The sequence below is a fragment of the Albidovulum marisflavi genome, assembly GCF_025751435.1.
Taxonomy (GTDB): domain Bacteria; phylum Pseudomonadota; class Alphaproteobacteria; order Rhodobacterales; family Rhodobacteraceae; genus Albidovulum; species Albidovulum marisflavi.
This window is the reverse complement of sequence record NZ_JAOWKY010000001.1, coordinates 1,515,321-1,540,587: the sequence shown is the minus strand read 5'-3', so window position 1 is coordinate 1,540,587 and position 25,267 is coordinate 1,515,321. Positions and strand designations below refer to the sequence as shown.

The following is a 25,267-nucleotide window of genomic DNA, read 5'->3' as shown; positions in this document are numbered from 1 at the left end:
TCCCCTCTGGCCCTTGACGCGCGCAGGCGCTAAAGGGGCCGGGACAAAAGGCAAAGGCGCGCGCATGGCCCGGATTCTCATCACCTCCGCAATCCCCTACATCAACGGGATCAAGCACCTTGGCAATCTTGTCGGTTCGCAACTGCCGGCCGACCTTTACGCCCGCTACAACCGCATGCGCGGGCACGAGGTGATGTTCATCTGCGCAACGGACGAACATGGCACACCAGCCGAGCTGGCCGCGGCCAAGGCCGGAAAGCCGGTCGCGGAATACTGCGCCGAGATGCACGGGATCCAGGCAGAGATCGCGCGTGGATTTCGCCTGTCCTTCGACCACTTCGGGCGCTCGTCGTCCGAGCGCAACCACCGGCTGACCCAGCACATGGCGCGGAAGCTGGGAGAAAACGGGCTGATCGCCGAGGTCGTCGAAAAGCAGGTCTTTTCCGTCGCCGACAACCGCTTCCTGCCCGACCGCTACATCGAGGGCACCTGCCCCAACTGCGGCTACGAGAAGGCGCGCGGCGACCAGTGCGAGAACTGCACCAAGCAGCTGGACCCGACCGATCTGATAAACCCACGTTCCGCCGTGTCAGGGTCGACCGAGCTTGAGGTGCGCGAGACCAAGCATCTTTACCTGCGGCAGCGCACGTTGAAGGAAAAGCTGGGCGAGTGGATCGACAGCAAGACGGACTGGCCCGTGCTGACGACCTCGATCGCGAAGAAGTGGCTGAACGACGGCGAGGGCCTGCAGGACCGCGGCATCACCCGCGACCTGTCCTGGGGAGTTCCCGCGCAATTCGAGGGCGCGCCCTGGACCGGAATGGAAGGCAAGGTCTTTTACGTCTGGTTCGACGCGCCGATCGAATACATCGCCGGAACCGCCGAATGGGCCGATGCCAACGGGCTGGACGACACCGCCTGGGAACGCTGGTGGCGCACCGACAAGGGCGCGGACGACGTGACTTATGTCCAGTTCATGGGCAAGGACAACGTGCCGTTCCACACGCTTTCCTTCCCGGCGACGATCATCGGATCGGAAGAGCCCTGGAAGCTGGTCGACTACATCAAGTCCTTCAACTACCTCAACTACGACGGCGGGCAGTTCTCAACCAGCCAAGGGCGCGGCGTCTTCATGGATCAGGCGCTGTCGATCCTGCCGGCCGACTATTGGCGCTGGTGGCTGCTGAGCCACGCGCCCGAGAACTCGGACAGCGAGTTCACGTGGGAAAACTTCCAGGCCAGCGTGAACAAGGACCTGGCGGACGTGCTTGGCAACTTCGTCAGCCGCGTGACCAAGTTCTGCCGCTCGAAGTTCGGCGAGGTCATCCCCGAAGGCGGCCAGACCGACGAACGCGCCGCCACCCTTGTCGAAGAACTTGAAACCCGCGTCCGCGCCTACGAAGGGCACATGGAGGCGATGGAAATCCGCAAGGCGGCGGGCGAGCTGCGCGCGATCTGGGTGGCGGGGAACGAATACCTTCAATCGGCCGCGCCCTGGGCAGTCTTCAAGGACGACCCGGAGCGCGCGGCGGCGATGGTTCGGCTGGGCCTGAACCTGGTCAGGCTCTACGCCGTCCTTTCCGAGCCGTTCATACCCGACGCCTCGGCGCGGATGCTTGCGGCCATGGGGACCGAAGACCGGACCTGGCCCGGCGCGATCGCAGAGGCGCTGGCCGCGCTGCCGGCCGGACATGCCTTCGAAACGCCCGAGGTCCTGTTCCGCAAGATCGCGGACGAAGAACGCGAGGACTGGCAGGGCCGCTTCGCGGGCGTCAGGACCTGACAGAAGGCGTTCTGGCCGGGGCACGCATCCGACTGACACGCGCTTGCGGTCCGCCGCCGATGCGGCAAAACTCGGCGCATGCAGATGGACGCAGGGCGGGAACGCGATGACCAGATCCAGCGGGGAACCCGAGGGCACGGCCACCGAGGTTTTTTCCGCCTTTCTCAAGCTTGGCCTGACGTCTTTCGGTGGGCCGATCGCGCATCTTGGCTATTTCCGTGATGAGCTGGTGACACGGCGCGGCTGGCTGTCCGATCACGCCTATGCCGATCTGGTCGCCCTTTGCCAGTTCATGCCGGGACCGGCTTCGTCCCAGGTGGGATTTGCACTGGGCCTGATGCGGGCCGGGTGGCTTGGTGCGCTGGCGGCATTCGTGGCGTTCACCCTGCCTTCGGCGCTGATCATGCTGGTCTTCGCCATGACGGCGGCCAGGATATCGGGCCCCGTCGGCACCGGCGCCCTGCATGGACTCAAGATCGTCGCCGTCGCCATCGTCGCGCAGGCTGTCTGGGGCATGGCCCGCAGCCTTTGCCCGAACCGCGAAAGGGCCAGCATCGCCGTGGGGGCCGTCGCGATCCTCGCGTTCGTTCCGGGGGCCTTGGGGATGGTGGCGGCGATCATCTTTGGCGCTGCCGCCGGGGTGATGTTGGGCCAAGGTACGAGCCAGGCCGTCGGCGGCCATGTCCCCATGCCCGTGCGGCGCGGCCAGGCGGGGCTTGCACTGGCCATCTTCGTGGCGCTGCTCGCGATACTGCCGATCGCGGCCGGCGGCGCGCAGATCCTGGCCGTCATCGACGGATTCTATCGTGCGGGCGCGCTGGTCTTCGGCGGTGGTCACGTCGTGTTGCCGCTGTTGCAGGCAGAGGTGGTCAGCCCGGGCTGGGTATCCCCGGACCAGTTCCTGGCGGGCTACGGCGCAGCCCAGGCGGTTCCCGGCCCGCTGTTTACCTTTTCGGCCTATCTCGGGGCCACGCTTGGGCCAGAGCCCAACGGGATTGCCGGCGCGATGGTAGCTCTGGCGTCGCTGTTCCTGCCTGGTTTCCTGATACTGATCGCGATCCTGCCGTTCTGGGACCGGTTCCGCGCGATGCCCTCGGCGCAGTCGGTGATGCAGGGCGCGAATGCCGCGGTCGTCGGCATTCTTGGGTCCGCGCTTTACACTCCGGTCTTTACCGGCGCGATCGGCGACACGCGGGATTTCGCCCTCGCCATTGCCGCCTTCGTCGCCCTGACCGCATGGCGGGCGCCGCCCTGGACGGTGGTCATGTTCGCCGCGGCCGGGGGGATTGGCCTGAGACTCGTGGCGTGATCCGTCAGGACGCTGAGACGCGGCAGCCCTGCCCCTACTGGCGAACCAGCAGATAGCCCCTGGAACGGTTGTCATTGTCGGAATCCGGCGTGTTCATCGCCTGGAAAAGGTCATCGGTGCGAACCCAGACGGGCGGGTACTTGTAGCGGGTCACGTCGAGGATCAGGAACCTGTCGGTCTCCGCGTCATAGGCGCCCAGCGGCGAGATGTGCCCGCCCCTTTCCTGCCCGATGCTCGAGCGCAGGTAATTCACCAGGACAAAGCTTTCCGCGTCGTCGATGCTTTCGCGCGCCAGCGTTCGGAACTCCTCGACCGAGGACTCCTCGGCGTGGCGGACGGTCGCCTTGAGCGAATGCGCCTCGAACATGGCGCCAAGCTCGTCCAGGGTCAGGCCGGCTCTTTCGATCAGGGCCCTGGGTTTGACGGCCTCGGTCGCGGGGGTGAAGACGTTGTCCTGGTCGAACATCCCAAGCCCCAGCGTCATGTTCGACGCGGGCCGTGGCACGTTCAGCGCATTCAACACCATCGACATCGACGCCGGCCCGCAGAAGGCGGGATGAACCTGGTTGGTGAAGTGGATGGACAGTTCGAAATAGTCGGACCTCGCTTCCGACCCGATCAGCAGCGCCTGGCCGTCGACGCTGTTGAGCGCGATCAAGCCGTCCGGCAGCGGCAGGGTCTCTGCGATGGCCGGCGCCGCAAAACCAAGCAACAGCAGGCAGGACAGCTTGCGCAGCATTCCACATCCCCTTGAAAGGGCCGCTGCTGACGCGTCCGCGGCCCCTACGGAAAAGCGTAGCCCCGACGCCCTTCCAGATCAATCCTGACGGACGTGCATCCCCGCTCACGCGCCCTCGCCCCAGGGAGCCGAACGCGGGCACGCCCGAGCCAAACCGGAACCGCCCACCTTGAGAAATCGCCTTTAAAGCAAGGAATTTAGCCCTGCACATGCCACATGGTTGAACCGCCCGGCGATGCCGTTCGCGTTCGCTATTCGGCAGCAGTCATGGTATGCTCTCGCACTCACAACAATCCAGAAGGAGGGCGGTCATGACCCCTTGGGAATTGCACGGACGTGAGCTTGCCAACTGCAACTGCGCAACGGGCTGCCCCTGCCAGTTCATGGCTTTGCCGACGAAAGGCAACTGTGAAGCCGCAGCGGCATTCGAATTCGACTCGGGCCACTACGGGGACGTCGATCTGGGTGGAACGCGCTCGGCCATGGTGGTGCACTGGCCCGGTCCCATCCATGAAGGCAACGGAACGATGCAGATCATCATAGATGAAGATGCCTCGGCCAAGCAGCGCGAAGCGCTGTACAAGATCATGACGGGCGAAGACACCGAGGACATGGCGACGATGTGGTGGGTCTTCTCTGCAATGTCCCCCAACAAGCTTGAGACACTCTACAAACCCGTCAAGCTTTCGATGGACATGGAAAGCCGCAAGGGCCGGGCGAACGTCGCCGACGTCTTCGAAACCGAGGCGACCCCGATCCTCAACCCCGTGACCGGCGCCGAGCATCGCGCGCGGATAAACCTGCCCCACGGGTTCGAGTTCCGCATCGCGGAAATGGCGAAGGGGACGACACGCACCCATGGGGCGATCAATCTGCCCAACAATAACGACACCCATGTCCACATGGTCGAGATTCACCTGTCGCACAAAGGTGTCGTCGAGGCCGCCTGACGGAGTGCAGGATCATGACCAGCGCAGGAATGGCGGAGCGATTGCTCCGGCGTGACAAGGCCGTGCTGATCGCGGCGATCGGCGTTCTGTTCATGCTTACCGGACTTTACACCGCCTACGGCATCGGCATGAACATGACCGCGCTCAGAATGACCGCGATGCGCGCGATGCGGGACATGCCCGGCGCAAGCGCGCCTGGCGACTGGACGGCGGTCTATGCAATCCTGATCTTCCTGATGTGGTGGGTGATGATGATCGCGATGATGCTTCCCAGCGTGTCGCCCACGGTCCTTCTCTATTCCGCGCTGCTCAGACAAGGCGGGTCCAAGGACGGGATCCCGCAGATCGCGATGGTCTTTCTTGGGGGCTACCTGACCGTCTGGGCCGTTTTCAGCGCCATCGCCGCGTCGACGCAATGGGCGCTTGAGGCGACGGGATATGTCTCGGCCACCATGATGACGCTGATCGACACGGTTCCGGGGGCACTGGTCCTTATCCTGGCCGGTTTATTTCAGTTCACGCCGCTGAAGGGCGCATGCCTGCGGCACTGCCGCGCCCCGGCCGAGTTCATCACCCGCAGAAGGCGCCCCGGCGCCACGGGCGCCTTCGTCATGGGTCTTGAACATGGCGCCTATTGCCTGGGGTGCTGCTGGTTCCTGATGGCGCTGCTCTTCGTCGGCGGAATCATGAACCTTTTCTGGATCGTCGGGATTGCGGCCTTTGTCGCGGTCGAGAAGCTGACACCCTTCGGCGGGACCTTGGCGAAGCTTGCCGGCGCGGCGCTTGTCCTTTGGGGCGGCTACATACTGGTTGGCTCTGTCTAGCAGCAGACCACGCTTGCCCGGCGCCGTCGGGCAAGCGCGTCCCTGGCACTATCCGGCCACCTGAACCAGGGCGGGCATCGCTTGCCGCGTGCCTTTCCTGACCATCAGGAACAGCGTCGTGACAAGCACAAGGTTCACGACGCCTGCGCCGACCGCGACCGCGAAGGTGAGAACGTAGGTCCCGCTGAGATCGAAGAACAGCCCGCCCAGGTACCCGCCCAGTCCGTGACCGGCCCAGGCGAAGGCCAGGATGATGCCGGTTGCGCCCGCCCTGCTTTCGGCCGGGGTCAACGCCCGGATCGAGGTCAGGACACCGGTCATGACGCCCGCATATCCGAAGCCGTAGATCGGCGCGAAAAGGTAGAACAGGCCAAGGTCGTCGATCGTGGTGAAGACGAAGACCAGCGCGGTCTGCCAGGCAGAGGCCGCCAGGTAGGCCGGCACCGCGCCGATCATGTCGGAAAGCCGCCCAAACGCCACGCGCCCGAAGATCGCGGCGATCATCATGACGAACACGACGCTGCCTGCCTCGGGGGCCGGGACACCACAGCCTTGGATCAGCGGGACCAGGTGCATCAGCGGCACCGACATGAGACTGCAGCAGAACAGGACAGCGGCGCTCATCAACACGACGACATGCGGCAAAGGAATCGACGGAGAGGGTTCGGCGATGGCCCGCCCAACGGCGGCGGGCGCCGGTTCGGGCTTGCGCACTAGCAGCGCAAGCGGGACAAGCGAGACAAGGGAGAAAACGCCAAGCGCAAGCAGGGCGCCGCGCCAGCCCAGGGCGTCGATCAGGATCGCGTTGGCGAACGGGATGCCGCCCTGCCCGATTGCCTGGCCGGCGGCGACGATGCCAATAGCAAGCCCCGCCCCGGTCCTGAACCACCCGCCAACCAGCGCGAACAGCGGCGCGAACAGCGCACCGCCCCCCAGGGCGCCCGCCACGAAGAAGATCGCATAAAGCTGCCAGAGTTCCGCCGCCCAGGATGCCGCGATCATGCTGCCAGAGGTCATGGCGGCGCCAAGCAGCACCACCAGCCGGATGTTCAACCGGTCCGCGGCAAACCCCATGAAAATCCCGCCAAGGGATATTCCCACGAGTCCGGCCGTATTGATGAAGGCGATGTCGCCACGCCCCCAGCCGAACTCCTGTTCGAGCGGGCTGAAAAAGGCCGACAGGCCGTTCACGAGCTGGCCCATGGCAATGGCAAGCATCGCGGCGGCGATCGCGACGACGACCCACCGGTAGCGGCTCGGGGCGTCTGACATCGGGGTCATCTGAATACTCCTCTTGGATCTGGACCGCGCCTCAGGCCGCGGACTTGCGGGGATGAAGCCAGCCGGGAAGGAAGCGATAGGCGTCCCCGGCAGCGGTTTCTGGCAGCTCAACGCCGGCCGCCTTGACCAGCTTCTGCAAGGCGCCGCTGTTGTGCGCGTCGAATGTCTCGGTCGCACCTCCGACGTGCGTCCCGCCGACGAAGATCTGCGGGATCGTCACGGCGCCGGTCTTGCCGGCCAGCGCCTTGCGAACGGCGCCGCCCCAGTCGTTTTCGCGGTATTCCCCCGCATCCAGGTCGACCGAGCGGTACAGGATGCCCGCGGCGGCAAAAAGCTTGCGCACCGACCAGCAGAATTCACACCACTCAAGTGCGAAAAGGACGACCGGTTGTTCCGTGTCGGCCAGGATCGCATCGACATGATCGACGGCGGCGACCGTCGGCGCAGGCGCAGCGGACCGAGCGGCGGGCGCTGGCGCGGGCGCAGACGCCGCATCGAACCTGAAGCGCGGGGTCGACGCCGCGATCGCGTTTTCCTCGTCGCTCATGGTTTCGTCGATGTCGGCGAAGAGCGGCGTCGACAGGTAACGCTCGCCCGTATCGGGCAGCATCGCCAAGATGCGCGATCCCTTGGGCGCGTGGCGTGCGACCTCAAGTGCCGCGGCAAAGGTCGCCCCGCCTGACGTACCGCACAGGATGCCCTCGTGCCGGGCAAGATCGCGGGCACATTTCAGCGCCGCACCGCCATCCACCGGCTGTATCCGATCGATGTGGCCGGCCTCAACCACGTCCGCCGCCAGCTTTGGAATGAAGTCCGGCGTCCAACCCTGCATCAGGTGCGGACGGAAGGCGGGGTGGCTGGCGGCCGGTGTGCCGTCATCCGCAAAGGCCTGCGCGATCCCCGATCCCAGCAGAGCCGAGTTGTCGGGTTCGGCCGCAACGACGTGGGTTGCGGGGCTTTCGGCCTTGATGACGCGGGCGACGCCCTTCATCGTGCCGCCGGTACCAAAGCCGGAAACCCAGTAATCCAGCGGCTTGTGGCCAAAGGCATCCAGGATTTCGCGCGCAGTCGTGCGGGAGTGGATGTCCGGCCCGGCCTCGTTTTCGAACTGGCGGGCAAGGAACCATCCGTGCTGATCTGCCAGTTCCTTGGCCTTGGCAAGCATGCCCGACCCCTTTTCGGAGGCCGGCGTCAGGATGACGCGCGCGCCCAGAAAGCGCATGAGCTTGCGCCGTTCCACCGAAAAACTTTCGGCCATGGTGACGACCAGCGGATAGCCCTTGGCCGCGCAGACCATGGCCAGGCCGATACCGGTGTTGCCCGAGGTGGCCTCGATCACGGTCTGGCCGGGCTTCAGCGTTCCATCGCGTTCGGCGGCCTCGATGATGCCGAGGGCAAGGCGGTCCTTGACGGAGCCCATCGGGTTGAAGGCCTCGAGCTTGACGTAAAGCTCTATACCTTCCGGGGCGAGCTTGTTGATGCGCACGATCGGGGTGTTGCCGACGGTGCCAAGGATGGAGGTGTGGGGGGCATTCATCGTGACGGCTCCTCAGATCAGGGGGACGACGCAGTGGGCGAAGACGGCGGCAGCCGTGGCTGCCGAACCCGCGAGCGCGTAGGTGCGCGCTGCGCGCTTCGACGTCCGGCGCGGCCAGTGGCTGTAGGGTCCGATGATGTCGGGCTTGGGCGCGTGCATTTGCGGGGATGTGAAGGTCTGGGGGGGCATGCTGTTTTTCCTTTCGGGGATGGGGATCAGGCGCTTTTGCGGAACGCGGTGGCGGCGCCCGCCTGCATCGTCGCGGCGACCGCCGTGTATGCGGCAAGCCAGGCGTTGCGGATCTTGGGAGTGAAAGAGGGGCCGTGGATTTCGGCGATGGCATGGATCAGCGCCCGTCCGACGGCATCGTAGTGCGCATCGGTGACGCCATAGCCGACGTGGCGGCGGCCAAGGTCTTCCAGGGCGGGGACAACGGCGGCCAGCCTGTCGGCGTGGTGAACGACCATTCCGATCGCGGCGGCAAGCTTGCGGCGTTGCGATTGCAGGTCGGAGCCGGCAAACATCGGCCTTACTTCAGGCGCGATGCGGAAGAGTTCCGCGTAAAAGCGCTGCGTCAGGGTTTCCGGGTCCATCGACAGGGCGGTCCAGCTCTGGCGGATGGCGGTGACGTCTTCGGGGCTGAGGGTCATGGTGGCATCCTTCCTTCCGGTTGATGCCGCCAACTTGCCTTCGGACCGTTTCAGCGCTTTGTCGCCCCGGCCCCTTCAGCGTTTCGATTGTTTCAGGAGGGATCGTAGATGTATCCCACACCGCGCACGGTGCGAATGACCTCGGGCTTTTGCGGATTGATCTCGATCTTCTTGCGTATGCGCGAGATCCGGATGTCGATCGACCGGTCGAAGGGATCCCAGTTGCGATCATGCGCCCCCTCTAGGATCTGATCGCGATTGAGCACTCGGCCGCGGTTCCTGGCGAACAGCTTGAGCAGGTTGAACTCCATCGAGGTCAGCGGCACCTCGTTCCCCTCTTCGTCGAGAAGCTTCGCCGCGTCGAGGTCAAGCCAGGTCTTGCCGAAGCGAAAGCGCGCGCGCTCGGTCGCGGGTTCGGCCGTTGCCGTTACGCGGCGGCGCAGCACGGCCTTGATGCGGGACGCCAGTTCGCGCAGGTCCACGGGCTTGGCCAGGTAATCGTCCGCGCCCATTTCCAGCCCGACCACCCTGTCGACCACCTCGCCCGCCGCCGTTAGCATGATGACAAGCGGCGCGTCCGGCCCCTGCAGGCTTCTGAGGACCGACAGGCCGTCCTCTCCGGGCATGTTGATGTCCAGCAGGATCAGATCGGGCTTCTGCTTGCCGATGGCCGCGCGCAGCTCTTCCGCGTGCGCTGCAAGGGTCGTCCGGAAGCCGCGCTTTCCCAGATATTCGGCCAGCATATCGCGCAGTTCGCGCTCGTCGTCGCAAATGAGGATGTGATCACTCACGCCGACCCCCGCCGTTTCCCCAGCATGGACTGCGCAAGCTTGCGAAGCTCGGCCGGTGCGATGGGTTTTTCAAGGAAGGGGCGGCCCGCGCCGTCAAGGAAGCCGCGTGCCTGGGGGCTCATCGTGTCACCGGTCACGAAACCGACGCGCCGTGCAAGCGAAGGGCGCTTGCGAAGCAGGGTCTCGTAGAACCCGCGCCCGCCCATGCCGGGCATATTCAGGTCTGTCAGGATCAGGGTGAAGTCCTGGTCATCGGTCATTTTCAGCGCCGCCTCGGCGGTATTGGCAATCGCAACGTCGAACCCGTCCCTGACCAGGATTTCGCGGATCAGATCGGATACGTCCTCTTCATCGTCGACGACCAGAATTCGGCCCCTGGACTGGTTCGCCTCATCCGCCTGCCGGGCCATGACGCCTGGATCGGCCTCCGTCGTCGAGGGCAACCGAACCACGATCACGGCGCCCTTGCCGCTGTCGGGCATCACCCGGATCTGCCCCGCATGGGCCGTCGCGATCCGGTGGCAAAGCGCAAGTCCGATCCCGGTGCCAGAGCCCACGGGCTTGGTCGTGAACAGCGGGTCGAAGATGCGGCTCTGGATCTCGTCCGGGATGCCGGGGCCATTGTCGGCCACGGTGATTTCAAGCATTCCGGCGCTGGCGTCGTGCCGCGCCGTGATGCGGATAAGGTCCCCCCTGCCGCTTTCGCTGATCGCCTGATCGGCATTGGTCACGAGGTTGATCAGGATCTGCGCGATCTGGTGCGCGTCCCCTCTGATCGGTGGCAGATCCGGGTCGAAATCGGCTTCGATACGGGTCGAGATGCCGTCAGCCCCGTTCAGCAGCGCGTCGATGGCTATTTCGAGCGTATCGGTCACGTCGATAGGCACCAGCCGCGCGGGCTGCTGCCGGGCCATCGCCAGGAAGGACTTCACGATCTTGGCGCAGCGCTCGGCGGCCTCACTGATCTTTTCGACGCGGCGCAGCGTTTCGGGCGCGATGTTTTCGTCGCGCAGCATCAGCGCGTGTCCGACGACGACGGACAGCGGATTGTTCAGTTCGTGCGCGACACCGGCCAGAAGCTCGCCCAGGGCCGACATCTTCTCCGCCTGGAATATCTGTTCGCGCTGCTCGGCCAGCGTGCGGCGAAGTTCGACCTCCTTGCTGATGTCGACGGTCGTGGAAACGATCACGTCCTCGCCACGATAGTCGATCAGGCGGGCCGAGATCATGCAGGGAAAGCGCGCGCCGTCGGCCCGGACCCCCATCACGGTCATGTCGTCCACCCGACCGTCGGGCAGAAGGGCGGTGATGAAATCCGCGCGCTCCTCGCGCGAGGCGAAGACGCCGTTCGGGCGCTTGCCTGTTCCAAGCAGCTTGGCGGCGGCGGGGGTGCGATAGATCACCTCGCCGTCGCCGACACGGGTCATGACGATGTTGGCCGGGCAGGCCTCCAGAACCTGACGAAGCAGCATGTCCGCCTCGCGTTCGTTCTCCTCGAAGCTCAGGCGTTCGGTGATGTCGTTCTGGACCAGGACGAAACCGCCCGTCGCAGTGGCCCGCATCAGCACCTGGTAGACGCGGCCGTTCGCGTCGAACTCGACGGGCATGGCGCCGCGCTCGCCATTGGCCAGGCGTGCCTCCATCCAGGCCAGCCTCTCCCGTGCGGTTCCAGGTAAGCCCCCCCGGCCGACCCATTCGCGCAAAAGGATGTCCCAGCTCAGGCCCGGGTGCAGCAGGTCGGCGATCTGCGGGTTCATGGTGCGGAATCCGGCGTTCAGCCGGATCAGTATCGCTTCCTCGTCGAAAACCGCGAGCCCCTCGGACAGGGCGTCGATCACTTCGTCCAGCATGTCCGCGGCACGTTCGGGAATGCCGTCATTGCGGTGCGTGTCGGGCACCGATGGATCGAAACGCACCGCCATCGTCAGGTCCCCTCGGCGGCGTGTACGTCGGCCTCGATCCGGAAGACCTCTTCGGGTTCCGCGTCGGTCAGTTCGATCTTGCCTTGGGAAAGGGCGACGAACCCGTCATCGAGCTGCTCGGTCATCATGCGGTTCGCGACGATGCACATGGGGTTGGCGAAGTACCGCAAGCGGCTGGCGTGGATGACCGCCGCGCCGAAGACGTCATAGATGTATTTCTGAACCCCCACGACGGATCCCACCACCGGGCCAGCGGCGATCCCGATGCGGCAGGTCCACTTGATCGGATGCGTCTCGTTGCGCTGCTTCAGGTAGCGGATGAAGCGGACGGCTGCATTCGCCGCCGACTGTGCGAAATCCTCTGCCGGGTCCGGCATGCCGGCCATTGCGATATAGAAGTCGCCCACCGCGCGGATGCGCGCACAGCCGAACTGTTCTCCGATCCGGTCGAAGGCGGTGTAGATGTCGTTAAGCTCGCTGACGATGACGCCGGGGTCGTGGGCGGTGACCATCTCGGCGAACCCGATGAAGTCGAGGCAAAGAACCGCGACCGGATCGTAGAGGCGCGGGGTCACGATGCCGAAGGTCTTGTACTCCTCGTAGACCGAGCGCGGCATCATGTTCAGCAGCAGCTTTTCGACCTGCTCCTTCTCGCGCTTGATCTCGCGCGTATTGCGCTCGACCATCATCGAGTAAGAGTCGATCATCGATTCCAGTTCCTTGATCCGCGAGATGTTCTGACAGACCAGGACCGCGATCGCCTCGTCGCTTTCCAGCGCCCGGTTGAATGCCAGCGCGACCGTCATCGTACGCCGTCGCAGGCGAAAGGTCGTTTCCGTCGTATGGCGCCCCTCACCGGCCAGGGCGGCTTTGAGCGCCTCGGTGTCGAAGCCCGCGAAAAGATCGGTCAGGTGCTGGCCCACCTCGATGTCACCGAACCATTCCTTGAATGTATCGTTGCAGAACCGGAGCCGCAGCGTCTCGAGGTCCAGCAGCGCGACGCCAACGCCGATCGCGCGCAATAGCTGTTCGTTGATCGCGGCTATCGACAATCGTCTACTCCACCACCAGTTTCCGACGCGCCTCGAAACCGGCAACCACGGTCTCCGCGTCCTCTTCGCTGACGCCGTGATCCAGCAGGGTCCGGCAAAGGATGCCCTTGAGCGTGTCGAAATGCGCGTTTGTGATCGTCAGTCGCGCGTGCATCTTCTCGATCTGGTCGTCCGTGTAGGACGCCGGCCCCCCCATCAGCGAAGACACGAATTTGGTCTGATGGTCCACGATGCGCGCCATCTCGACGTCGTCGAAGAAGGGGCCGACTTCATCGTCGTCCAGAAGCCGGTCATAGAGATCCAGAACGATCTTGCTGACAACGGAAAATCCACCGTACTTGTCGAACAGTGTCCTTGCCAAGTGAACCCCTTTCTGGCCCGTGGGGGCCGTCTGGTCACCGATGTTCCTGTGCTTTGTGACATCGAGCATGATCAAACCGGGCCCATGTGGCAAGCGTTTCGGTCGGTCTTCGCGACCAGCATTCCGCGCAGTTGTTTCATCTCTGTGTCTCGCGGCACCCCGCTTCGTTTCAAATGTTTCAGCCATTCGCCGCGCGCCGCAGCAAATGAAGCACGCCGACCGGTCCGAGGACATTCGGCTGAAACGGTGTGGGGCGATATTCACTGCATCGAAACGATGAATGGAGACAGACATGAAAGCCCTGAACGACCTTCACTGCGCGCTGATGAGCCGCAAGGAGGCGCGAACACTCTACCGCGCCACACGCCACCTTGAACCCTGGTTGGCGCGCGACATCGGCCTGCATCTCGATCACACGGCGCGCCTTGCGCATCGCTTTTGATCGCCAGCCGGTTCCCGGACTTCCTCCCTGACTGACCCGCCCTTGCCGGCGGGTCTTTTTTTTGTGGATGCTGACGATGGTTTCCGCGCGCGGTGATGCCCGGACAGGAAAAGCCCGCCGAACGGCGGGCTTTCGTTGGATCCAGAAGTTACTCAGGCGGCCAGTTGCAGCGATGCGCCCAGTTCGGCGATGCCGTCCTGATTGGCCTTCATCGCCTTGTTCAACCTGCGGTGATGGCCCTGGATCGCCTCCATCGACCACTCGAGAGAGGCGATCTGATCGGTGATCCCGAAGAAGTCCGACGACATCGTATCGCGCAGCACGGGGTATTCGCCAAGGCGGCCCCGCATGATCGCCCCCGCCAGCAGCTCGGCGTCGCGCAGCGCGTCGGTGATCCCGTGCGCGGTCAACGGGTCGCGGAAATAGCCCGCATCGCCGACCAGTGCCCATCCCGGACCGACGGACTGCCGGAAATAGCCAAGGGCGCCCGGAAACGTCACGGGGCGTTCGACGGGAACCGCCCCGGCGATTTCCTGCGCCAGAACCGGAAGATGGCGCTGGATCAAAGTTTCCTGCGCGGCGCTGCCGGTGGCCCGGGACCGAGCCAGAACGGCAGGTGCGACGGCCACGAAAACGCAGGCCAGGCCATCGTTCGTCGGGATGATGCCGCCGGCGGCGCCGGGTGCGAAATGCCAGCGATACCCGCGGTTGGGCAGCCCGCTCATGTAGCTGTAGACACAGGCGATGGAATTGTGTGCCTGCCGGTTGATGCCCGCGCCGACATGCCGCGCGATGGCGGAGCGGCGGCCGTCCGCGCCGATGACCAGATCGGCCCCGACGAATTCGTTCGCACGCGACGCGGCGCGCAGCGTGACGCCGCGGACACGGCGGTCGTCATCGAACACGAGGCCGCTGCAGCCGGTGCCGTAGCGGAACTCGGCGCCGGCGCGGATCGCGGCGTTTGCGATCGTCGCGTCCAGAAGGCTCCGCCGCGGGGCGTAAAGTGCGTCGACGCCGTGTTCGGCCTTGATGTCGACGTCGAACACCTGATCCTCGTAAAGAAAGCTGGTGCGGCGGATGGCGGGCGTCCCGGCCTTGATGATGGTGTCGAGCAGGCCCCACTTCTTCAACTGGAACACCGCGCCCCGCATGAGCGCGTGCGTCGACATCGTGTCGGTTCCGGGCTGATCGTGATCGACGACAAGGACCTTGGCCCCCTGCCGGGCAAGCAGCAGCGCGGTCGCGGCCCCGGCGCAGCGGGCACCGACGATGATGGCGTCATAGTGGGTCGTATTCTGTTTCGTGGTCATGTTCTGTCCTTTCAGGCGGCGCGCGCGGCGCCTTGGTCAAGGTGGCGGGATACGGATGCTGCGATGGCCTCGGCGTCGGGGCCGAAGCCGTAGATGAAGGCAGAGCTGCGGTGCCGCATGAACGGCAGGCCAAGCGTGTAGAACCCGGCCACTGGCGTGTGGCCGCCATCGCTCATGACCTCGCCCGAGGCATCAAGGACGGGAACCTGCAGCCAGGGATAGCTGCGTCGGAAACCCGTGGCCCAGATCACCGTCGCGAACTCCCCCGTCGAAAGACTGGATGCGGCGAAGTGCGATGTCGGCGGGACTTGCACTGTCCACGCCTGCGCATCTGCGGGCGCGTCGATGCCGGACGACAGGATGTGCCCGTCGATTACTGACATCAGCTTGCGCCGACGAACCTCGGCTGCCGCGCATTCCATCGCGAGGGTGGGAGCGAAGCGCAGGCAATCCCCCGACAATCCGGAGGTGCGGCCCGCGATCCGAACGCCCTGCCCCGCCAGCGCGGCAAGGCTGATTTCATGGCTCTCCGGGCTGCCGATCAGCTGCAGAGAGGGCAAGGCCACCGGTCGGGACCTGCTGCGCGACCGGGGTTCATACAGGAAGCCGCTGGCATCGAGCCAGTGGAACAGATCCCGCCCGCGGTAGCGGCGCGGCGCACGCACGTGCCGTCCGGTCGAAATCGTCACAGGCCGGCCGCTGGCCCGGATTTCTGCGGCCAGTTGAACTCCGGTGGCGGATGCGCCGACAACCAGAACGCCGCCCGATGGCAGCGCGTCCGGCCCCCGGTAGCTTGACGGGGTCAGTTGGCAAAGCCGGTCCGGCAGGCCCCCCGCCCAGGCGGGGACAGCGGAGCGGTCGCACGCGCCCGTCGCCAGGACGACGGAGCGGCAGGTCCACTCACCGTTGGTGGAGACGACGCGGAACCCGCGCCCGGCGCGCATCACCGACAGCACGTCGCATTCCGTGATGACCGGCGCCGCGATCCCATTGCCGTAAGCGCCAAGCAAGTGCGCGAACCGGCTGGCCGCCATGAAGGCATCCGGCGCTTCGATCGCGCCCATGCCCGGCAACGCGTTCATCCAGTTTGGTGTCAGAAGCCGCAGACCGGGCCAGCGCTCGGAATGCCAGCGCTCGCCGATCCTGCCGCGCTCAAGCACGGCGTGATCGATGCCGCGCTGGATCAGCGACCGGCTCATGGCAAGGCCGGCTGGCCCTGCACCGATGATGATGGCATCCCTGCGCGTCGACATGGGTTTGCTCCTGAATCCTGCGTTCCCGGGCAATCTGACGGTGCGGTGTTTCAGCCCGACTTCGCCGGGCCGCGCATCGCGTTTCATTTGTGTCCGGCCCGTCTGCCGGCACGGACAGGGCACGATTTCCGACGCAAACGAAAACGCCCGCAGCTTTCACTGCGGGCGTTCAGCCGGGCCGGCGCGCAGGCTCAGGCAGCCATGGGCCAGTCCTGGCGCTTCTCTTCCATCGCGTCGAAGGGAAAGTGGCTTCGTTCGTTCCACCAGGCGATGAAGTCGCGAAAGGTTTCTCTGGTTTCCATGTGACTGAAGCCCTGGCCGTAGGTCGGGAATTGCGGGGTCTTGGACATTTTCATTGTTCCTTGCGTTCGCTGTGTTGATGGATGGCGGGGACAGGCCCCGCCATCTCAGTTCGCGACGGCCGCGACCGTCACCGGGACGCCGTTGGTCAGCACGTCGAACACGGCAGAGCGCGCGACGGACTGCTGGACGATCTGCTCAAGCACCTCGTCATCCGCGTCGCCCTTGATCTTGAACGTCGCGCGGATGCCCGCGAAGCCGTTGCGCACGCCCTTGTCGAGACCAAGGATACCGTTGAGGTTGATGTCGCCCTCGACGGTCGTCTCGACCGAATGCAGCTTCACCTGGCGGATCGACGCGATGTTGCCGATCCCGGCGGTGATACAGGCCGACAGGCCGGCAAGCAGCATCTCGACCGGCGTGACGCCGTTGTCCGTGCCGCACAGGACCTGCGGGTGATCGCCGTCGATGGAATATTCCTGGCGGTGCTGCTGTTCGGCCATGGCGCCGAAGTAGCCCGGAAAGGCGGTCCGGGAATGGGTGCCGGAAAGCCATTCGCCATTCGCGCGGAAGGTGAACTTCGCGATGTCTGGCTGCTGGCCCACGACGCCAAGCGTGGCGATGAAGGTCGGCACATCGACGCCGTTCATCGCGACTTTCGCGGGTTTTTCGGTGGTCATAACGGTCATGGTAGTCTCCTGTCTGTCGGTTTGAATGGTCCGGGCGATCCGTTCGCCCGATGGACAGGAGGTCTAGGCGCCCTTCGTTTCAGCGGAATTGCGGCGCATGTTTCAATGGTTTCGGGACATGGATCAAAGCCGCTGCACCGGGGCGAGCGGCGGCTGACGGGGCCGCCGGCTTCAGCGCGCGACCAGCCGTCGCGCGGCAAGCCAGCTCGCTAGGGCCATAAGACCGGCGGTCGCAAGACACAGCGAAAGCCCGCCCCACTGGTAGCTCAGACCGGACAGCAAGGTGCCGATCAGCCGACCGGCCGCGTTGGCCATGTAGTAGAAGCCCACATCGCGGGTGATGCGCTCGGCCGAACCGAAGGCAAGGATCAGGTAGGAATGGACCGATGAATTCACGGCAAAGACGAAGCCGAAAAGGATCAGCCCGGCGGCCAGCGTCGCCGTCAGCCAGACCGAAGGCTCTCCGGCGGCCCAGACCACGGCGGACAGAACGAAGGGGATCGGCACCAGCAGACCGGACCAGAGGATCGCCTTGTGCACGGTCTGCGCCTGTGACTGGCTGCGGGCACCCAGAAGCATGGGGGCAGCGGCCTGCACCGCGCCATAGGCGATGATCCAAAGCGCCATGAATCCGCCGACAAGAAAGAAAGCCTCACGCCGCCCTTCGGCTGTGCCGTCGGTCAGAACCGCGTGGAAATAGACCGGGATACCGACGACGAACCAGACATCCCGCGCGCCGAACAGGAACATCCGCGCAAGGCTGAGCCGGTTGACGCGCGCATCGCCAGAGCGCCAACCACCCCACCGCTCGGCCGCCTTCATCCGGCCGGGCAGGCCCGCGGGCAGGAACAGGACGACGGACACCAGGATTGCAGCCAGAACGGCCGCCATGCCCCATATCGCCGCCTTGAACCCGGCAAGCCCCAACAGCGCGGCGCCAAGGAAGAAACCCGCGCCCTTCACCGCGTTCTTCGATCCGGTCAGGGCGGCGACCCATCGGAAAAGGCCGCCATCCTCGGCCGGCGCCAGCAACTTGACCGCGGATTTCGACGACATCTTGGTCAGGTCCTTGGCCACGCCCGAAACCCCCTGCACCGCCATGACGAAGGCGACCGAGGCCGCGACGCCCCAGGCTGGGTCAAGTTGCGCCAGGGCCGCAAGCGCCGCGATCTGCAACGCAAGTCCGCCGTAAAGCGTCGCCGCAAGCCCGAAGCGCGCGGCCAACCATCCGGCGCCAAGATTGGTCGCGATCCCCGCAACCTCGTAAAGCAGGAACAGCCACGCCAACTGCACCGGCGAAAAGCCAAGCGTGTTGAAGTGCAGCAGCACCAGCATCCGCAGCGCGCCGTCCGACAGCATGAACGCCCAATAGGCAGCCGTCACGGCGGCGTAGGCGCGGATCGGATTCGGAGCAGCCGCCGCGTTCGTCACATCGACCCCGCGACCATGCGCGCGATGTCGCCAAGCCGGCAGGCATAGCCCCATTCGTTGTCATACCAGGCGTAGATCTTCACCTGGGTGCCGTTGACGACCATTGTGCACGGCCCGTCGACGATCGAGGATCGGGGGTCATTGGTGAAATCGCAGGACACCAGCGGACGGGCCTCATACCCCAGCACGCCCTTCAGCGGCCCGTCGGCCGCGGCGCGGAACAACGAATTGACCTCTTCGACCGTGGTCGCGCGTTCGACCTCGAACACGCAATCGGTCAGCGAGGCGTTCAGAAGCGGCACACGAACGGCGTGGCCGTTCAACCGGCCCTTAAGTTCCGGATAGATCAGGGTGATCGCGGTGGCGCTGCCCGTGGTCGTCGGGATCAGGTTCATCAGGGCCGAGCGCGCGCGGCGCATGTCCTTGGCGGGCCGGTCCACGATGGTCTGGGTGTTTGTCACGTCATGGATCGTGGTGATCGACCCATGCCGGATCCCAAGCGATTCATGGATGACCTTGACCACCGGAGCCAGACAGTTCGTCGTGCAGGACGCGGCTGTGATCAGGTTCTGGCTGCCGTCGTAAAGCTGGTGATTGACGCCGTAGACCAGGTTCAGCGCCCCTTCGTCCTTGACCGGCGCGCTGACCACGACCTTTCTTACCCCCGCCGCGTAATAGGGCGCGATCTTTGCCGCGGTCTTGAACACGCCCGTGCAGTCGATCACCAGATCGACGCCCAATTCGACCAGCGGCAGCGCCTCGTTCGCCTTTTCATGCGTCAGGCGGATCTCCTGCCCGTTCAGCACCAGCGCCCCGTCCCGATGATCCACCGGCGTGCGCCAGCGACCGTGAACGCTGTCGAACTCCATCAGAAGCGCATGTTGCGCTGCGTCCCCGATGGGGTCGTTCAGAAGGACGACCTGGCCGCCCGCGCCCGTGTCTATCAGGTCCCGCAGCAGGAGTTTTCCGATCCGGCCAAGACCGTTCACTGCAATTCTGGTCATTCGATCAGCCTTTCTGGGCGGTTTTGGCGTCCCGGCCGATGGCATCGACGCGTGATTGAAGCGACATGCGGCCAAGGCTTGCGAACGGCAATTCGACAAAGGCCGCGATCCGGCGTCGCAGCGCGGCGTAGGTCTGCGCGAAGACCAGCGCCTTTTCCGCATCGGTGCCGGTGGCCTTCACCGGGTCCGGCAGCCCCCAGTGCCCGGTGATCGGTTGACCCGGCCAGGGCGGGCATTCCTCGGCCGCGGCGGTGTCGCAGACGGTGAACACGAAATCCATGGCTTCGGAATCGGGCTGCTGAAACTCGGACATGTGCTTCGAACGCAGTTCCGCGACATCATGGCCGTTGCGCCGCAGGACCTCCAGCGCGAAGGGGTTCAGCGCGGTGTTCGGTCGCACACCGGCCGAGAAGGATCGGAACTTGCCCTGTCCCAGGTCGCGCAGAAGCGCCTCGGCGAAGATCGAACGGGCAGAGTTGCCGGTGCAGATGAACAGAACGGCGAAGTCGGTATCGCGCATGGCGGTGGAACCTTCATGGGTGCGAAAGAGTGGCGACAGAATATCCGGGCGCGCCCGCCCGACATCCAGCGCCAGGTAGCCGATCAGGGCTTCCGTCGCGCCGATGTCGGCCGCGTAGTATAGCGACCGGCCCTTTCGCTCGACCCGGACCAGGCCGGCAGAGGCCAAGTCGGACAGATGATGCGATAACGTGTTCTGCTTCAGTTGCAGCGCCTCTGCGATTTCGGTCGGGCGGACGCCGCCGGGCGCGAAACGCATCAGAAGCCGAAACACCGCCAACCGGCCGGGGTGGCCGAGCGTCGCGAAGGCAAGGGAGGCTCTATTACTTTCCATATTTCCTGAAATACGGATATTTTCGATCTCGTCCAGTGAAGATTTCATGACAATACGGGCTGGTGCGGCCAATAGCCGCCTAGGCACAGGGTGGCTGATTGACCCAGGTTAATGCGACGGTTTGGGTACTGGGATCATGTGCAACCAACCCTTCAGCCCAAAGGAGTTCAAGATGGTAACGAAATCGAAGACGACCGTCAGCGAACTGATGAAGCAGGCTCAGGACTCGCTCTTGCCCACGCGGCTGGCCACGCCGCAGATAGAGCAGTTCTGGCGCGCCCAGGACCGCATCCTGGAAGACGCTGAGGTATATTCAAGGAACTGGTTCGCGCGGCGCCACCAGGCTGCGCAGAGCGCGCTTGAAGCTGTACGCGAGGCGAACGGAGAGGCCGCAGACCACGCGGCGGCGCTGCAAGTGATGATCGGCTGGCAACAGCATTCGATGCAGCGGATGACAGAGGACATGCAGCAGTGGCTGGATCTGTGCAGCCGCTGCGCCAGCAGATTTGCGGACGACACGACTGCATCGAGGAAAGGCGCTGACTGAAGGCCGGACACCCCGCCACACCACCACAACGAAAGCTCTGCAATATGGATGACAAGACTGCATACCGCCAGAAGCTCGAAGCGAAGCTCGACAGGTGGCGGGCCGAAATTGACAAGCTGGAAGCTCAGATGGCCGTGGCGAATGTCGACACGCGCTCGGAGGTCAGAAACCTCATCGTGCACTTGCGCAAGCGGCAGACCGAAGTGCAGGAAAAGCTGGAGGAGATGAACAAGGCCAGCAGCGATGCGTGGAAAGAGATGACGCACGGAATCGAAAAGGTTCTGGACGACTTCGCCACGTCTGTTTCCAAGGCGATCGAGCGGGTCGACAAGAGTTCCTGAGCCGACGTTTCCCGCGACCGGCCCCTGCTGCCCTGCGTGGCCCGGAAGCGCGCACGCTGGCGTCGTTCGACAAGACCAAGGGGGCAAAGATGATCAGCATCGAACACAGCAGGTACAACAACCTGATCGTCATCCGCGCGACGGGCACATTGACGGCGCGGGACTACGAACTTGGTGTGCCAGAGTTGGAGCATGCCCTGGAATTGTCCGAGGGTCCGCTTCGTGTCATGATCAAGCTGGAGGATTTCAGAGGTTGGGAAATCGAGGCTCTTTGGCGCGATCTGAAATTCGACTACAAGCACTGGAGTTCGTTCCGCAGGATCGCCGTCGTGGGCGAGAACGCGTTGGAGAAATGGGGAACGATCCTTTCCAAGCCATTCACCAAGGCCGAGATGCGATATTTCCCGGTAAGCGAGGAGGCCAATGCCGAGGCTTGGTTGCTTCAGAACCCGGCCTCGGTCGCTCAGGGTGTCTAAGCGGCATCAGCCCCCTGCCCCTCTGTCGACATCAGGAGTTCAGAGCGTCTTTCGGCCTGTCGCTTTTGAACGGGCCGATGCGCGGCAGCGCGGCACAGAGGTCGCCAAGCAATCCGCGCACATGGTCCTGCGCGATGACGCCTTTTCGACGATCATCGTCGCAATGCGCCAGGGCCGCGTAATATTCGAGAACATCCGCAGGTTCGTGGTCTACCTGATGTCCTGCAACGTGAGCGAAGTCCTTGTGGTCGGCCTTGCCGTGGCGTGTGGCCTGCCAGCGCCACTGCTGCCCTTGCAGATACTTTATCTGAACCTGGTGACGGACGTGTTCCCGGCCTTCGCCCTTGGCCTCGGCCGGGGGGATGAGAACATCATGCGAAAGCCGCCGCGCGACCCCAAGGACCCTTTCGTCACGCGCAGGCACTGGGTCCTGATGGGCGTGCTGGGCGGCGCGATAACGCTTGCCACGCTTGGCGCATTCGCCCTGTCGCTGTTCTGGCTGGGCCTTGGAACCGGCCCCTCGGTCACTGTGGCTTTCGTGACGCTCGCGCTTGCGCAAACCTGGAACGTCTACAATCTGCGCGACCCGGAGGCGGGTTTTTTCAGGAATGACGTCACTCGCAATCCCTATGTCTGGGGGGCGGTGGCGCTGTGCATCGCCCTTGTCGCGCTTGCGCTCTGGCATCCGCTCCTTGCGGGGCTGCTCAGGCTTGCGCCGCTTGAACCGCCTGGCCTGGCGCTTGCCTTCGGTTCAAGCCTGGTGCCGCTGGCACTGGGACAACTCTGGATAGTGACGGCACGGGAAAGCGTCGGACAAGGGGGATGCAGGACAGCACCCGCCGCGCGCTGATCCGCCGGACCGTGCGGGCGTCGCGGGGCACGGCGACTATGTCGCGTAGGGCAGCTGATGCTTGCGGACGATCCTGGCATCGGCTTCGGCCATCACGACCATGCCGCGCTTGTTCCGGATCTGCTTGTTGGTGCGCTTGATCATCCCGTGCCGCTTGCCCGCATGCGCGCGCAGGACCTTGCCGGTGGCGGTTACCTTGAAGCGCTTCTTGGCGGAACTCTTGGTTTTCATCTTGGTCATGCCACCCCCTTCCATTCCGGGCATTGGGCGTATCGGGGCAAGAATAGCAGCCAGCGAGCAGGGCGAATTAACCAGCGTTAAGGCATTCATGCCGCCCGGCGGAGCATTCTGAAGGCATGACGTCAAGTCATGCGATCCCTGCCGGGTCGGGGCGCACTTCGTTCGCGAACTGACCCTGCCGGCCACCCTTTGTCCATCGCGCAACAAGGAGCCCTGATGCAGTCGCCCCTCGAAATCGCCTTCATGCACGTAGCCCCCTCGGACGAGATCAAGGCGCTGGTTGCAGAGAAGGTCGCAAGTCTGGACGGTGTCTACGGCGGAATAACCAGCTGCCACGTCTACATCAGCGCGCCCCACCAAAGCCAGCGCCAGGGAAACCTGTTCGAGGTCACGGTCGAGGTCCGGGTGCCGGGCAGCGAACTCGTGGTGCACCACCACAAGAAAGATGTGCCCGAGCATGAGCATCTTCGCGTCGCAGTGCGCGATGCCTTCGCGGCAATGGACAAGGAACTGAAGCGCTGGAAGGATCAGGTCAAGGGTGAGGTCAAGGCCCACGACGGCCCCCTGCAAGGCCGTGTGACGGAAATCCACCGCGATGAGGACTATGGCCAGATCATCGCGACCGATCAGCGGCTGGTCTACTTCCACAGGAACAGCGTGGTCGACGGCAGCTTCGACGAACTTAGGCCCCGCGATCCCGTAGAACTGGTCGTGCGGAGCGACGAAAGCGAGATAGGACCACAGGCCAGCACGGTCCGGCGCATCGGGGCGCTTGAGTTCGATCCGACACCGAAAGGAAGCCGTCGATGACTGTCTGGGCCGTCGACGTCGCCATCATCGGCGCGGGCACCGCGGGTCTTTCGGCCCGGGCAGAAGTGGCGAAGCGCACGGACAGCTACATGGTCTTCGACCCCGGCCCCTACGGCACGACCTGCGCAAGGACCGCCTGCATGCCATCCAAGGCGTTCCTGCAGTCGGCCCACGATTTTCACCGGCGCAGGACCTTCGATGATCTTGGCATAACGGGTGCCGAACATTTGCGCGCCGACGGCGCCGGTGTTCTCGGGGCGACCCGCAAGATCCGCGACAGGCTGGTCGAAGGCGTGAAGCAGGGGATGGAGGATTGGCGTCAAACCCATCTGGTGCAATGCGCGCCGAGGTTCAGTGCCGACGGAAGCCTTCAGGCCGACGACACCAGCTATCTGGCGCGCGCGACGATCGTCGCAACGGGCTCTCGCCCTGTCGTCCCGCAGGACTGGTACGATCGGTTCGGAGAGCGGATCCTCACGACAGATGATTTCTTCGAACTCGAGAACCTGCCCCGCCGCATCGCCGTCGTCGGGCTTGGCGCGGCCGGTCTGGAACTTGGGCAAGCCATGGCCCGGCTCGGCGTCGAGGTGATGGGGTTCGATCCCTCTGCCACGATCGGCGGGCTTGCCGACCCGGTTCTGCAAGATCGGCTGCGCGAAAGCCTGGATGCGGAAATGGTGATCGTGCGGGCGCAGGTCGATCTGAGCGAAGGCAAGGACGGCGCGATCAAGGTGCAGTGGGACGAAGGGGAAGCCGAGGTCGACTGCGTGCTGGCTGCGATGGGCCGCAAACCAGAACTGGGCGACCTGGGGCTGAGCCATCTCGGGATTGACCTGGCCGAGGACGGTCTGCCGGATCTTTCGCAGGGGCAGCTCAATCCGCCCGGCACGCGGGTCTACTTTGCGGGCGACTCCGGCCGGGGCCCCGCCCTGCTGCACGAAGCCTCCGACGAAGGACACGTCGCAGGATACTTTGCCGCCCGCGATCAGGACGCCCTGTTCCGCAGGCGCGTTCCACTTGCGATCGTGTTTTGCGAGCCGCAGATCGCCTTGGCCGGCGCGACATGGGATGAACTTGAGGCGCGCGGGGAAGAGATCGTGATCGGCGAGGCGTCCTTTGACCGCGCAGGTCGCATCCAGTTGCAGCGGGAAAGCGGCGGCGCCCTGCGGGTCTACGCGGAGCGGGCGACAGCGCGGCTGCTTGGCGCGGCGATCCTTGCCCCCGAGGCCGAACATCTGGGCCACCTGATCGCTTCGGCGATCGAACATGAAGACGATCTGAGTGCGCTTCTGCGCATGCCTGCCTACCACCCGACGCACGAGGAGGTCCTGCGCCGCGCACTGCGCGCGACACTGAAGAAATGCGACGTTGACGTGCCCGAAATCGAACTGGTCCGCTGCAAGGAAACGCCGGTGGACTGCGACGAAGGCTGACCGAGACAAGGGCCGGTCCGACAGGGCAGCGAAACACAGTCCTGCTGGCGAAACTTGGGCCCTTTTTCCCGGCAAGAGGAAACTTCCGC

At 64.7% G+C, this 25,267-nt stretch carries 28 protein-coding genes and 1 pseudogene; 11 read left to right on the top strand and 18 right to left on the bottom strand.

Annotation, left to right across the window (positions count from 1 at the left end; translation table 11 throughout):
* Positions 1 to 64 precede the first annotated feature (64 nt).
* Both metG and chrA read left to right on the top strand, forming a co-directional pair.
* A complete protein-coding gene (gene metG / locus OEW28_RS07465; protein ID WP_263734073.1) occupies positions 65 to 1,783 on the top strand; it encodes a methionine--tRNA ligase in 1,719 nt (572 codons plus the stop codon).
* A gap of 106 nt (positions 1,784 to 1,889) precedes the next feature.
* Positions 1,890 to 3,092: a chromate efflux transporter gene (gene chrA / locus OEW28_RS07460; protein WP_263734072.1), complete on the top strand. Its 1,203-nt coding sequence runs from the start codon at positions 1,890 to 1,892 to the stop codon at positions 3,090 to 3,092.
* Between the two features lie 34 nt (positions 3,093 to 3,126).
* On the opposite strand, the gene OEW28_RS07455 is transcribed toward chrA, so the two are convergent.
* Positions 3,127 to 3,831 (bottom strand): phytochelatin synthase family protein, encoded by a 705-nt coding sequence (locus OEW28_RS07455; RefSeq protein ID WP_263734071.1) that lies wholly within the window; start codon positions 3,829 to 3,831, stop codon positions 3,127 to 3,129.
* 311 nt (positions 3,832 to 4,142) lie between these two features.
* Here OEW28_RS07455 and OEW28_RS07450 point away from each other — a divergent pair, with 311 nt between their 5' ends.
* Both OEW28_RS07450 and OEW28_RS07445 read left to right on the top strand, forming a co-directional pair.
* Positions 4,143 to 4,781 (top strand): DUF1326 domain-containing protein, encoded by a 639-nt coding sequence (locus tag OEW28_RS07450; RefSeq protein ID WP_263734070.1) that lies wholly within the window; start codon positions 4,143 to 4,145, stop codon positions 4,779 to 4,781.
* 14 nt (positions 4,782 to 4,795) lie between these two features.
* Complete coding sequence (locus OEW28_RS07445) at positions 4,796 to 5,605, top strand: DUF2182 domain-containing protein (protein WP_263734069.1); 810 nt, start codon at positions 4,796 to 4,798, stop codon at positions 5,603 to 5,605.
* A 48-nt stretch (positions 5,606 to 5,653) separates the two neighbouring features.
* On the opposite strand, the gene OEW28_RS07440 is transcribed toward OEW28_RS07445, so the two are convergent.
* From OEW28_RS07440 to OEW28_RS07400, 9 genes and pseudogenes are all read right to left on the bottom strand, one after another.
* Positions 5,654 to 6,886, bottom strand: coding sequence for an MFS transporter (locus tag OEW28_RS07440; RefSeq protein ID WP_263734068.1), 1,233 nt, complete (start codon positions 6,884 to 6,886; stop codon positions 5,654 to 5,656).
* A gap of 31 nt (positions 6,887 to 6,917) precedes the next feature.
* Positions 6,918 to 7,292 carry a glutaredoxin domain-containing protein gene (locus tag OEW28_RS07435; RefSeq protein WP_318527515.1) on the bottom strand — a complete coding sequence of 125 codons (375 nt, stop codon included), beginning with the start codon at positions 7,290 to 7,292 and terminating at the stop codon, positions 6,918 to 6,920.
* Positions 7,293 to 7,385: 93 nt separating this feature from the next.
* Positions 7,386 to 8,423 (bottom strand): annotated as a pseudogene (locus tag OEW28_RS07430) (PLP-dependent cysteine synthase family protein); the annotation flags it as partial.
* Positions 8,424 to 8,435: 12 nt separating this feature from the next.
* The gene (locus OEW28_RS07425; protein WP_263734067.1) at positions 8,436 to 8,612 is read right to left on the bottom strand and encodes a hypothetical protein; all 177 of its coding nucleotides are present in this window, start codon (positions 8,610 to 8,612) and stop codon (positions 8,436 to 8,438) included.
* A gap of 26 nt (positions 8,613 to 8,638) precedes the next feature.
* Positions 8,639 to 9,073: a globin domain-containing protein gene (locus tag OEW28_RS07420; RefSeq protein WP_263734066.1), complete on the bottom strand. Its 435-nt coding sequence runs from the start codon at positions 9,071 to 9,073 to the stop codon at positions 8,639 to 8,641.
* 92 nt (positions 9,074 to 9,165) lie between these two features.
* Positions 9,166 to 9,864 (bottom strand): response regulator, encoded by a 699-nt coding sequence (locus tag OEW28_RS07415; RefSeq protein ID WP_263734065.1) that lies wholly within the window; start codon positions 9,862 to 9,864, stop codon positions 9,166 to 9,168.
* The gene (locus OEW28_RS07410; RefSeq protein ID WP_263734064.1) at positions 9,861 to 11,786 is read right to left on the bottom strand and encodes a hybrid sensor histidine kinase/response regulator; all 1,926 of its coding nucleotides are present in this window, start codon (positions 11,784 to 11,786) and stop codon (positions 9,861 to 9,863) included. Before OEW28_RS07410 ends, OEW28_RS07415 begins: the two co-directional genes overlap by 4 nt.
* Before the next feature lie 2 nt (positions 11,787 to 11,788).
* Complete coding sequence (locus tag OEW28_RS07405) at positions 11,789 to 12,838, bottom strand: adenylate/guanylate cyclase domain-containing protein (protein ID WP_263734063.1); 1,050 nt, start codon at positions 12,836 to 12,838, stop codon at positions 11,789 to 11,791.
* Between the two features lie 4 nt (positions 12,839 to 12,842).
* Positions 12,843 to 13,268 carry a group I truncated hemoglobin gene (locus OEW28_RS07400; protein WP_263734062.1) on the bottom strand — a complete coding sequence of 142 codons (426 nt, stop codon included), beginning with the start codon at positions 13,266 to 13,268 and terminating at the stop codon, positions 12,843 to 12,845.
* A 223-nt stretch (positions 13,269 to 13,491) separates the two neighbouring features.
* Here OEW28_RS07400 and OEW28_RS07395 point away from each other — a divergent pair, with 223 nt between their 5' ends.
* Entirely contained in the window at positions 13,492 to 13,641 is a 150-nt protein-coding gene (locus tag OEW28_RS07395) for a hypothetical protein (protein WP_263734061.1), read from the top strand.
* 152 nt (positions 13,642 to 13,793) lie between these two features.
* Here the strand turns inward: OEW28_RS07395 and OEW28_RS07390 are convergent, their stop codons facing one another.
* The 7 genes from OEW28_RS07390 to OEW28_RS07360 all read right to left on the bottom strand — a co-directional run bounded on the left by OEW28_RS07390 (position 13,794) and on the right by OEW28_RS07360 (position 20,481).
* Positions 13,794 to 14,951 (bottom strand): NAD(P)/FAD-dependent oxidoreductase, encoded by a 1,158-nt coding sequence (locus OEW28_RS07390; protein ID WP_263734060.1) that lies wholly within the window; start codon positions 14,949 to 14,951, stop codon positions 13,794 to 13,796.
* 11 nt (positions 14,952 to 14,962) lie between these two features.
* Positions 14,963 to 16,204: a flavin-containing monooxygenase gene (locus OEW28_RS07385; RefSeq protein WP_263734059.1), complete on the bottom strand. Its 1,242-nt coding sequence runs from the start codon at positions 16,202 to 16,204 to the stop codon at positions 14,963 to 14,965.
* 191 nt (positions 16,205 to 16,395) lie between these two features.
* Complete coding sequence (locus OEW28_RS07380; RefSeq protein WP_263734058.1) at positions 16,396 to 16,554, bottom strand: hypothetical protein; 159 nt, start codon at positions 16,552 to 16,554, stop codon at positions 16,396 to 16,398.
* 57 nt (positions 16,555 to 16,611) lie between these two features.
* Complete coding sequence (locus tag OEW28_RS07375) at positions 16,612 to 17,193, bottom strand: OsmC family protein (RefSeq protein ID WP_263734057.1); 582 nt, start codon at positions 17,191 to 17,193, stop codon at positions 16,612 to 16,614.
* 171 nt (positions 17,194 to 17,364) lie between these two features.
* Complete coding sequence (arsJ, locus tag OEW28_RS07370; protein WP_263734056.1) at positions 17,365 to 18,624, bottom strand: organoarsenical effux MFS transporter ArsJ; 1,260 nt, start codon at positions 18,622 to 18,624, stop codon at positions 17,365 to 17,367.
* Positions 18,621 to 19,628 (bottom strand): ArsJ-associated glyceraldehyde-3-phosphate dehydrogenase, encoded by a 1,008-nt coding sequence (locus tag OEW28_RS07365; RefSeq protein ID WP_263734055.1) that lies wholly within the window; start codon positions 19,626 to 19,628, stop codon positions 18,621 to 18,623. The genes arsJ and OEW28_RS07365 overlap by 4 nt, the downstream gene beginning before the upstream one ends.
* 4 nt (positions 19,629 to 19,632) lie before the next feature.
* The gene (locus OEW28_RS07360) at positions 19,633 to 20,481 is read right to left on the bottom strand and encodes a metalloregulator ArsR/SmtB family transcription factor (protein WP_263734389.1); all 849 of its coding nucleotides are present in this window, start codon (positions 20,479 to 20,481) and stop codon (positions 19,633 to 19,635) included.
* 172 nt (positions 20,482 to 20,653) lie between these two features.
* Here OEW28_RS07360 and OEW28_RS07355 point away from each other — a divergent pair, with 172 nt between their 5' ends.
* The 4 genes from OEW28_RS07355 (at position 20,654) to OEW28_RS07340 (ending at position 22,695) form a co-directional block, all read left to right on the top strand.
* Positions 20,654 to 21,028 carry a hypothetical protein gene (locus OEW28_RS07355; RefSeq protein ID WP_263734054.1) on the top strand — a complete coding sequence of 125 codons (375 nt, stop codon included), beginning with the start codon at positions 20,654 to 20,656 and terminating at the stop codon, positions 21,026 to 21,028.
* A gap of 44 nt (positions 21,029 to 21,072) precedes the next feature.
* Positions 21,073 to 21,369, top strand: a complete 297-nt coding sequence (locus OEW28_RS07350; protein ID WP_263734053.1) for a sll1863 family stress response protein — start codon at positions 21,073 to 21,075, stop codon at positions 21,367 to 21,369.
* A gap of 89 nt (positions 21,370 to 21,458) precedes the next feature.
* Positions 21,459 to 21,845 carry a SpoIIAA family protein gene (locus tag OEW28_RS07345; RefSeq protein WP_263734052.1) on the top strand — a complete coding sequence of 129 codons (387 nt, stop codon included), beginning with the start codon at positions 21,459 to 21,461 and terminating at the stop codon, positions 21,843 to 21,845.
* Positions 21,846 to 21,966: 121 nt separating this feature from the next.
* On the top strand, positions 21,967 to 22,695 hold the full coding sequence (locus tag OEW28_RS07340) for a cation transporting ATPase C-terminal domain-containing protein (RefSeq protein WP_263734051.1): 729 nt from the start codon (positions 21,967 to 21,969) through the stop codon (positions 22,693 to 22,695).
* A 36-nt stretch (positions 22,696 to 22,731) separates the two neighbouring features.
* Here the strand turns inward: OEW28_RS07340 and rpmI are convergent, their stop codons facing one another.
* Entirely contained in the window at positions 22,732 to 22,935 is a 204-nt protein-coding gene (rpmI, locus tag OEW28_RS07335; RefSeq protein ID WP_263734050.1) for a 50S ribosomal protein L35, read from the bottom strand.
* Positions 22,936 to 23,151: 216 nt separating this feature from the next.
* On the opposite strand from rpmI, the gene OEW28_RS07330 reads away from it, so the two are divergent.
* Together OEW28_RS07330 and OEW28_RS07325 are read left to right on the top strand one after the other, a co-directional pair.
* Entirely contained in the window at positions 23,152 to 23,745 is a 594-nt protein-coding gene (locus OEW28_RS07330; RefSeq protein ID WP_263734049.1) for an HPF/RaiA family ribosome-associated protein, read from the top strand.
* Positions 23,742 to 25,178, top strand: coding sequence for a dihydrolipoyl dehydrogenase (locus OEW28_RS07325; RefSeq protein WP_263734048.1), 1,437 nt, complete (start codon positions 23,742 to 23,744; stop codon positions 25,176 to 25,178). The genes OEW28_RS07330 and OEW28_RS07325 overlap by 4 nt, the downstream gene beginning before the upstream one ends.
* The last annotated feature ends 89 nt before the right edge of the window (positions 25,179 to 25,267 follow it).

What these genes read in the sequence shown, in the direction of transcription:
- metG (WP_263734073.1), top strand. Translation starts at nt 65, where the DNA reads ATGGCCCGGATTCTCATCACCTCCGCAATCCCCTACATCAACGGGATC.
- chrA (WP_263734072.1), top strand. Translation starts at nt 1,890, where the DNA reads ATGACCAGATCCAGCGGGGAACCCGAGGGCACGGCCACCGAGGTTTTT.
- OEW28_RS07455 (WP_263734071.1), bottom strand. Translation starts at nt 3,831, where the DNA reads ATGCTGCGCAAGCTGTCCTGCCTGCTGTTGCTTGGTTTTGCGGCGCCG.
- OEW28_RS07450 (WP_263734070.1), top strand. Translation starts at nt 4,143, where the DNA reads ATGACCCCTTGGGAATTGCACGGACGTGAGCTTGCCAACTGCAACTGC.
- OEW28_RS07445 (WP_263734069.1), top strand. Translation starts at nt 4,796, where the DNA reads ATGACCAGCGCAGGAATGGCGGAGCGATTGCTCCGGCGTGACAAGGCC.
- OEW28_RS07440 (WP_263734068.1), bottom strand. Translation starts at nt 6,886, where the DNA reads ATGACCCCGATGTCAGACGCCCCGAGCCGCTACCGGTGGGTCGTCGTC.
- OEW28_RS07425 (WP_263734067.1), bottom strand. Translation starts at nt 8,612, where the DNA reads ATGCCCCCCCAGACCTTCACATCCCCGCAAATGCACGCGCCCAAGCCC.
- OEW28_RS07420 (WP_263734066.1), bottom strand. Translation starts at nt 9,073, where the DNA reads ATGACCCTCAGCCCCGAAGACGTCACCGCCATCCGCCAGAGCTGGACC.
- OEW28_RS07410 (WP_263734064.1), bottom strand. Translation starts at nt 11,786, where the DNA reads ATGGCGGTGCGTTTCGATCCATCGGTGCCCGACACGCACCGCAATGAC.
- OEW28_RS07400 (WP_263734062.1), bottom strand. Translation starts at nt 13,268, where the DNA reads ATGCTCGATGTCACAAAGCACAGGAACATCGGTGACCAGACGGCCCCC.
- OEW28_RS07395 (WP_263734061.1), top strand. Translation starts at nt 13,492, where the DNA reads ATGAAAGCCCTGAACGACCTTCACTGCGCGCTGATGAGCCGCAAGGAG.
- OEW28_RS07390 (WP_263734060.1), bottom strand. Translation starts at nt 14,951, where the DNA reads ATGACCACGAAACAGAATACGACCCACTATGACGCCATCATCGTCGGT.
- OEW28_RS07385 (WP_263734059.1), bottom strand. Translation starts at nt 16,204, where the DNA reads ATGTCGACGCGCAGGGATGCCATCATCATCGGTGCAGGGCCAGCCGGC.
- OEW28_RS07380 (WP_263734058.1), bottom strand. Translation starts at nt 16,554, where the DNA reads ATGTCCAAGACCCCGCAATTCCCGACCTACGGCCAGGGCTTCAGTCAC.
- OEW28_RS07375 (WP_263734057.1), bottom strand. Translation starts at nt 17,193, where the DNA reads ATGACCGTTATGACCACCGAAAAACCCGCGAAAGTCGCGATGAACGGC.
- OEW28_RS07365 (WP_263734055.1), bottom strand. Translation starts at nt 19,628, where the DNA reads ATGACCAGAATTGCAGTGAACGGTCTTGGCCGGATCGGAAAACTCCTG.
- OEW28_RS07360 (WP_263734389.1), bottom strand. Translation starts at nt 20,481, where the DNA reads ATGGAAAGTAATAGAGCCTCCCTTGCCTTCGCGACGCTCGGCCACCCC.
- OEW28_RS07355 (WP_263734054.1), top strand. Translation starts at nt 20,654, where the DNA reads ATGGTAACGAAATCGAAGACGACCGTCAGCGAACTGATGAAGCAGGCT.
- OEW28_RS07350 (WP_263734053.1), top strand. Translation starts at nt 21,073, where the DNA reads ATGGATGACAAGACTGCATACCGCCAGAAGCTCGAAGCGAAGCTCGAC.
- OEW28_RS07345 (WP_263734052.1), top strand. Translation starts at nt 21,459, where the DNA reads ATGATCAGCATCGAACACAGCAGGTACAACAACCTGATCGTCATCCGC.
- OEW28_RS07340 (WP_263734051.1), top strand. Translation starts at nt 21,967, where the DNA reads ATGGTCCTGCGCGATGACGCCTTTTCGACGATCATCGTCGCAATGCGC.
- rpmI (WP_263734050.1), bottom strand. Translation starts at nt 22,935, where the DNA reads ATGACCAAGATGAAAACCAAGAGTTCCGCCAAGAAGCGCTTCAAGGTA.
- OEW28_RS07330 (WP_263734049.1), top strand. Translation starts at nt 23,152, where the DNA reads ATGCAGTCGCCCCTCGAAATCGCCTTCATGCACGTAGCCCCCTCGGAC.
- OEW28_RS07325 (WP_263734048.1), top strand. Translation starts at nt 23,742, where the DNA reads ATGACTGTCTGGGCCGTCGACGTCGCCATCATCGGCGCGGGCACCGCG.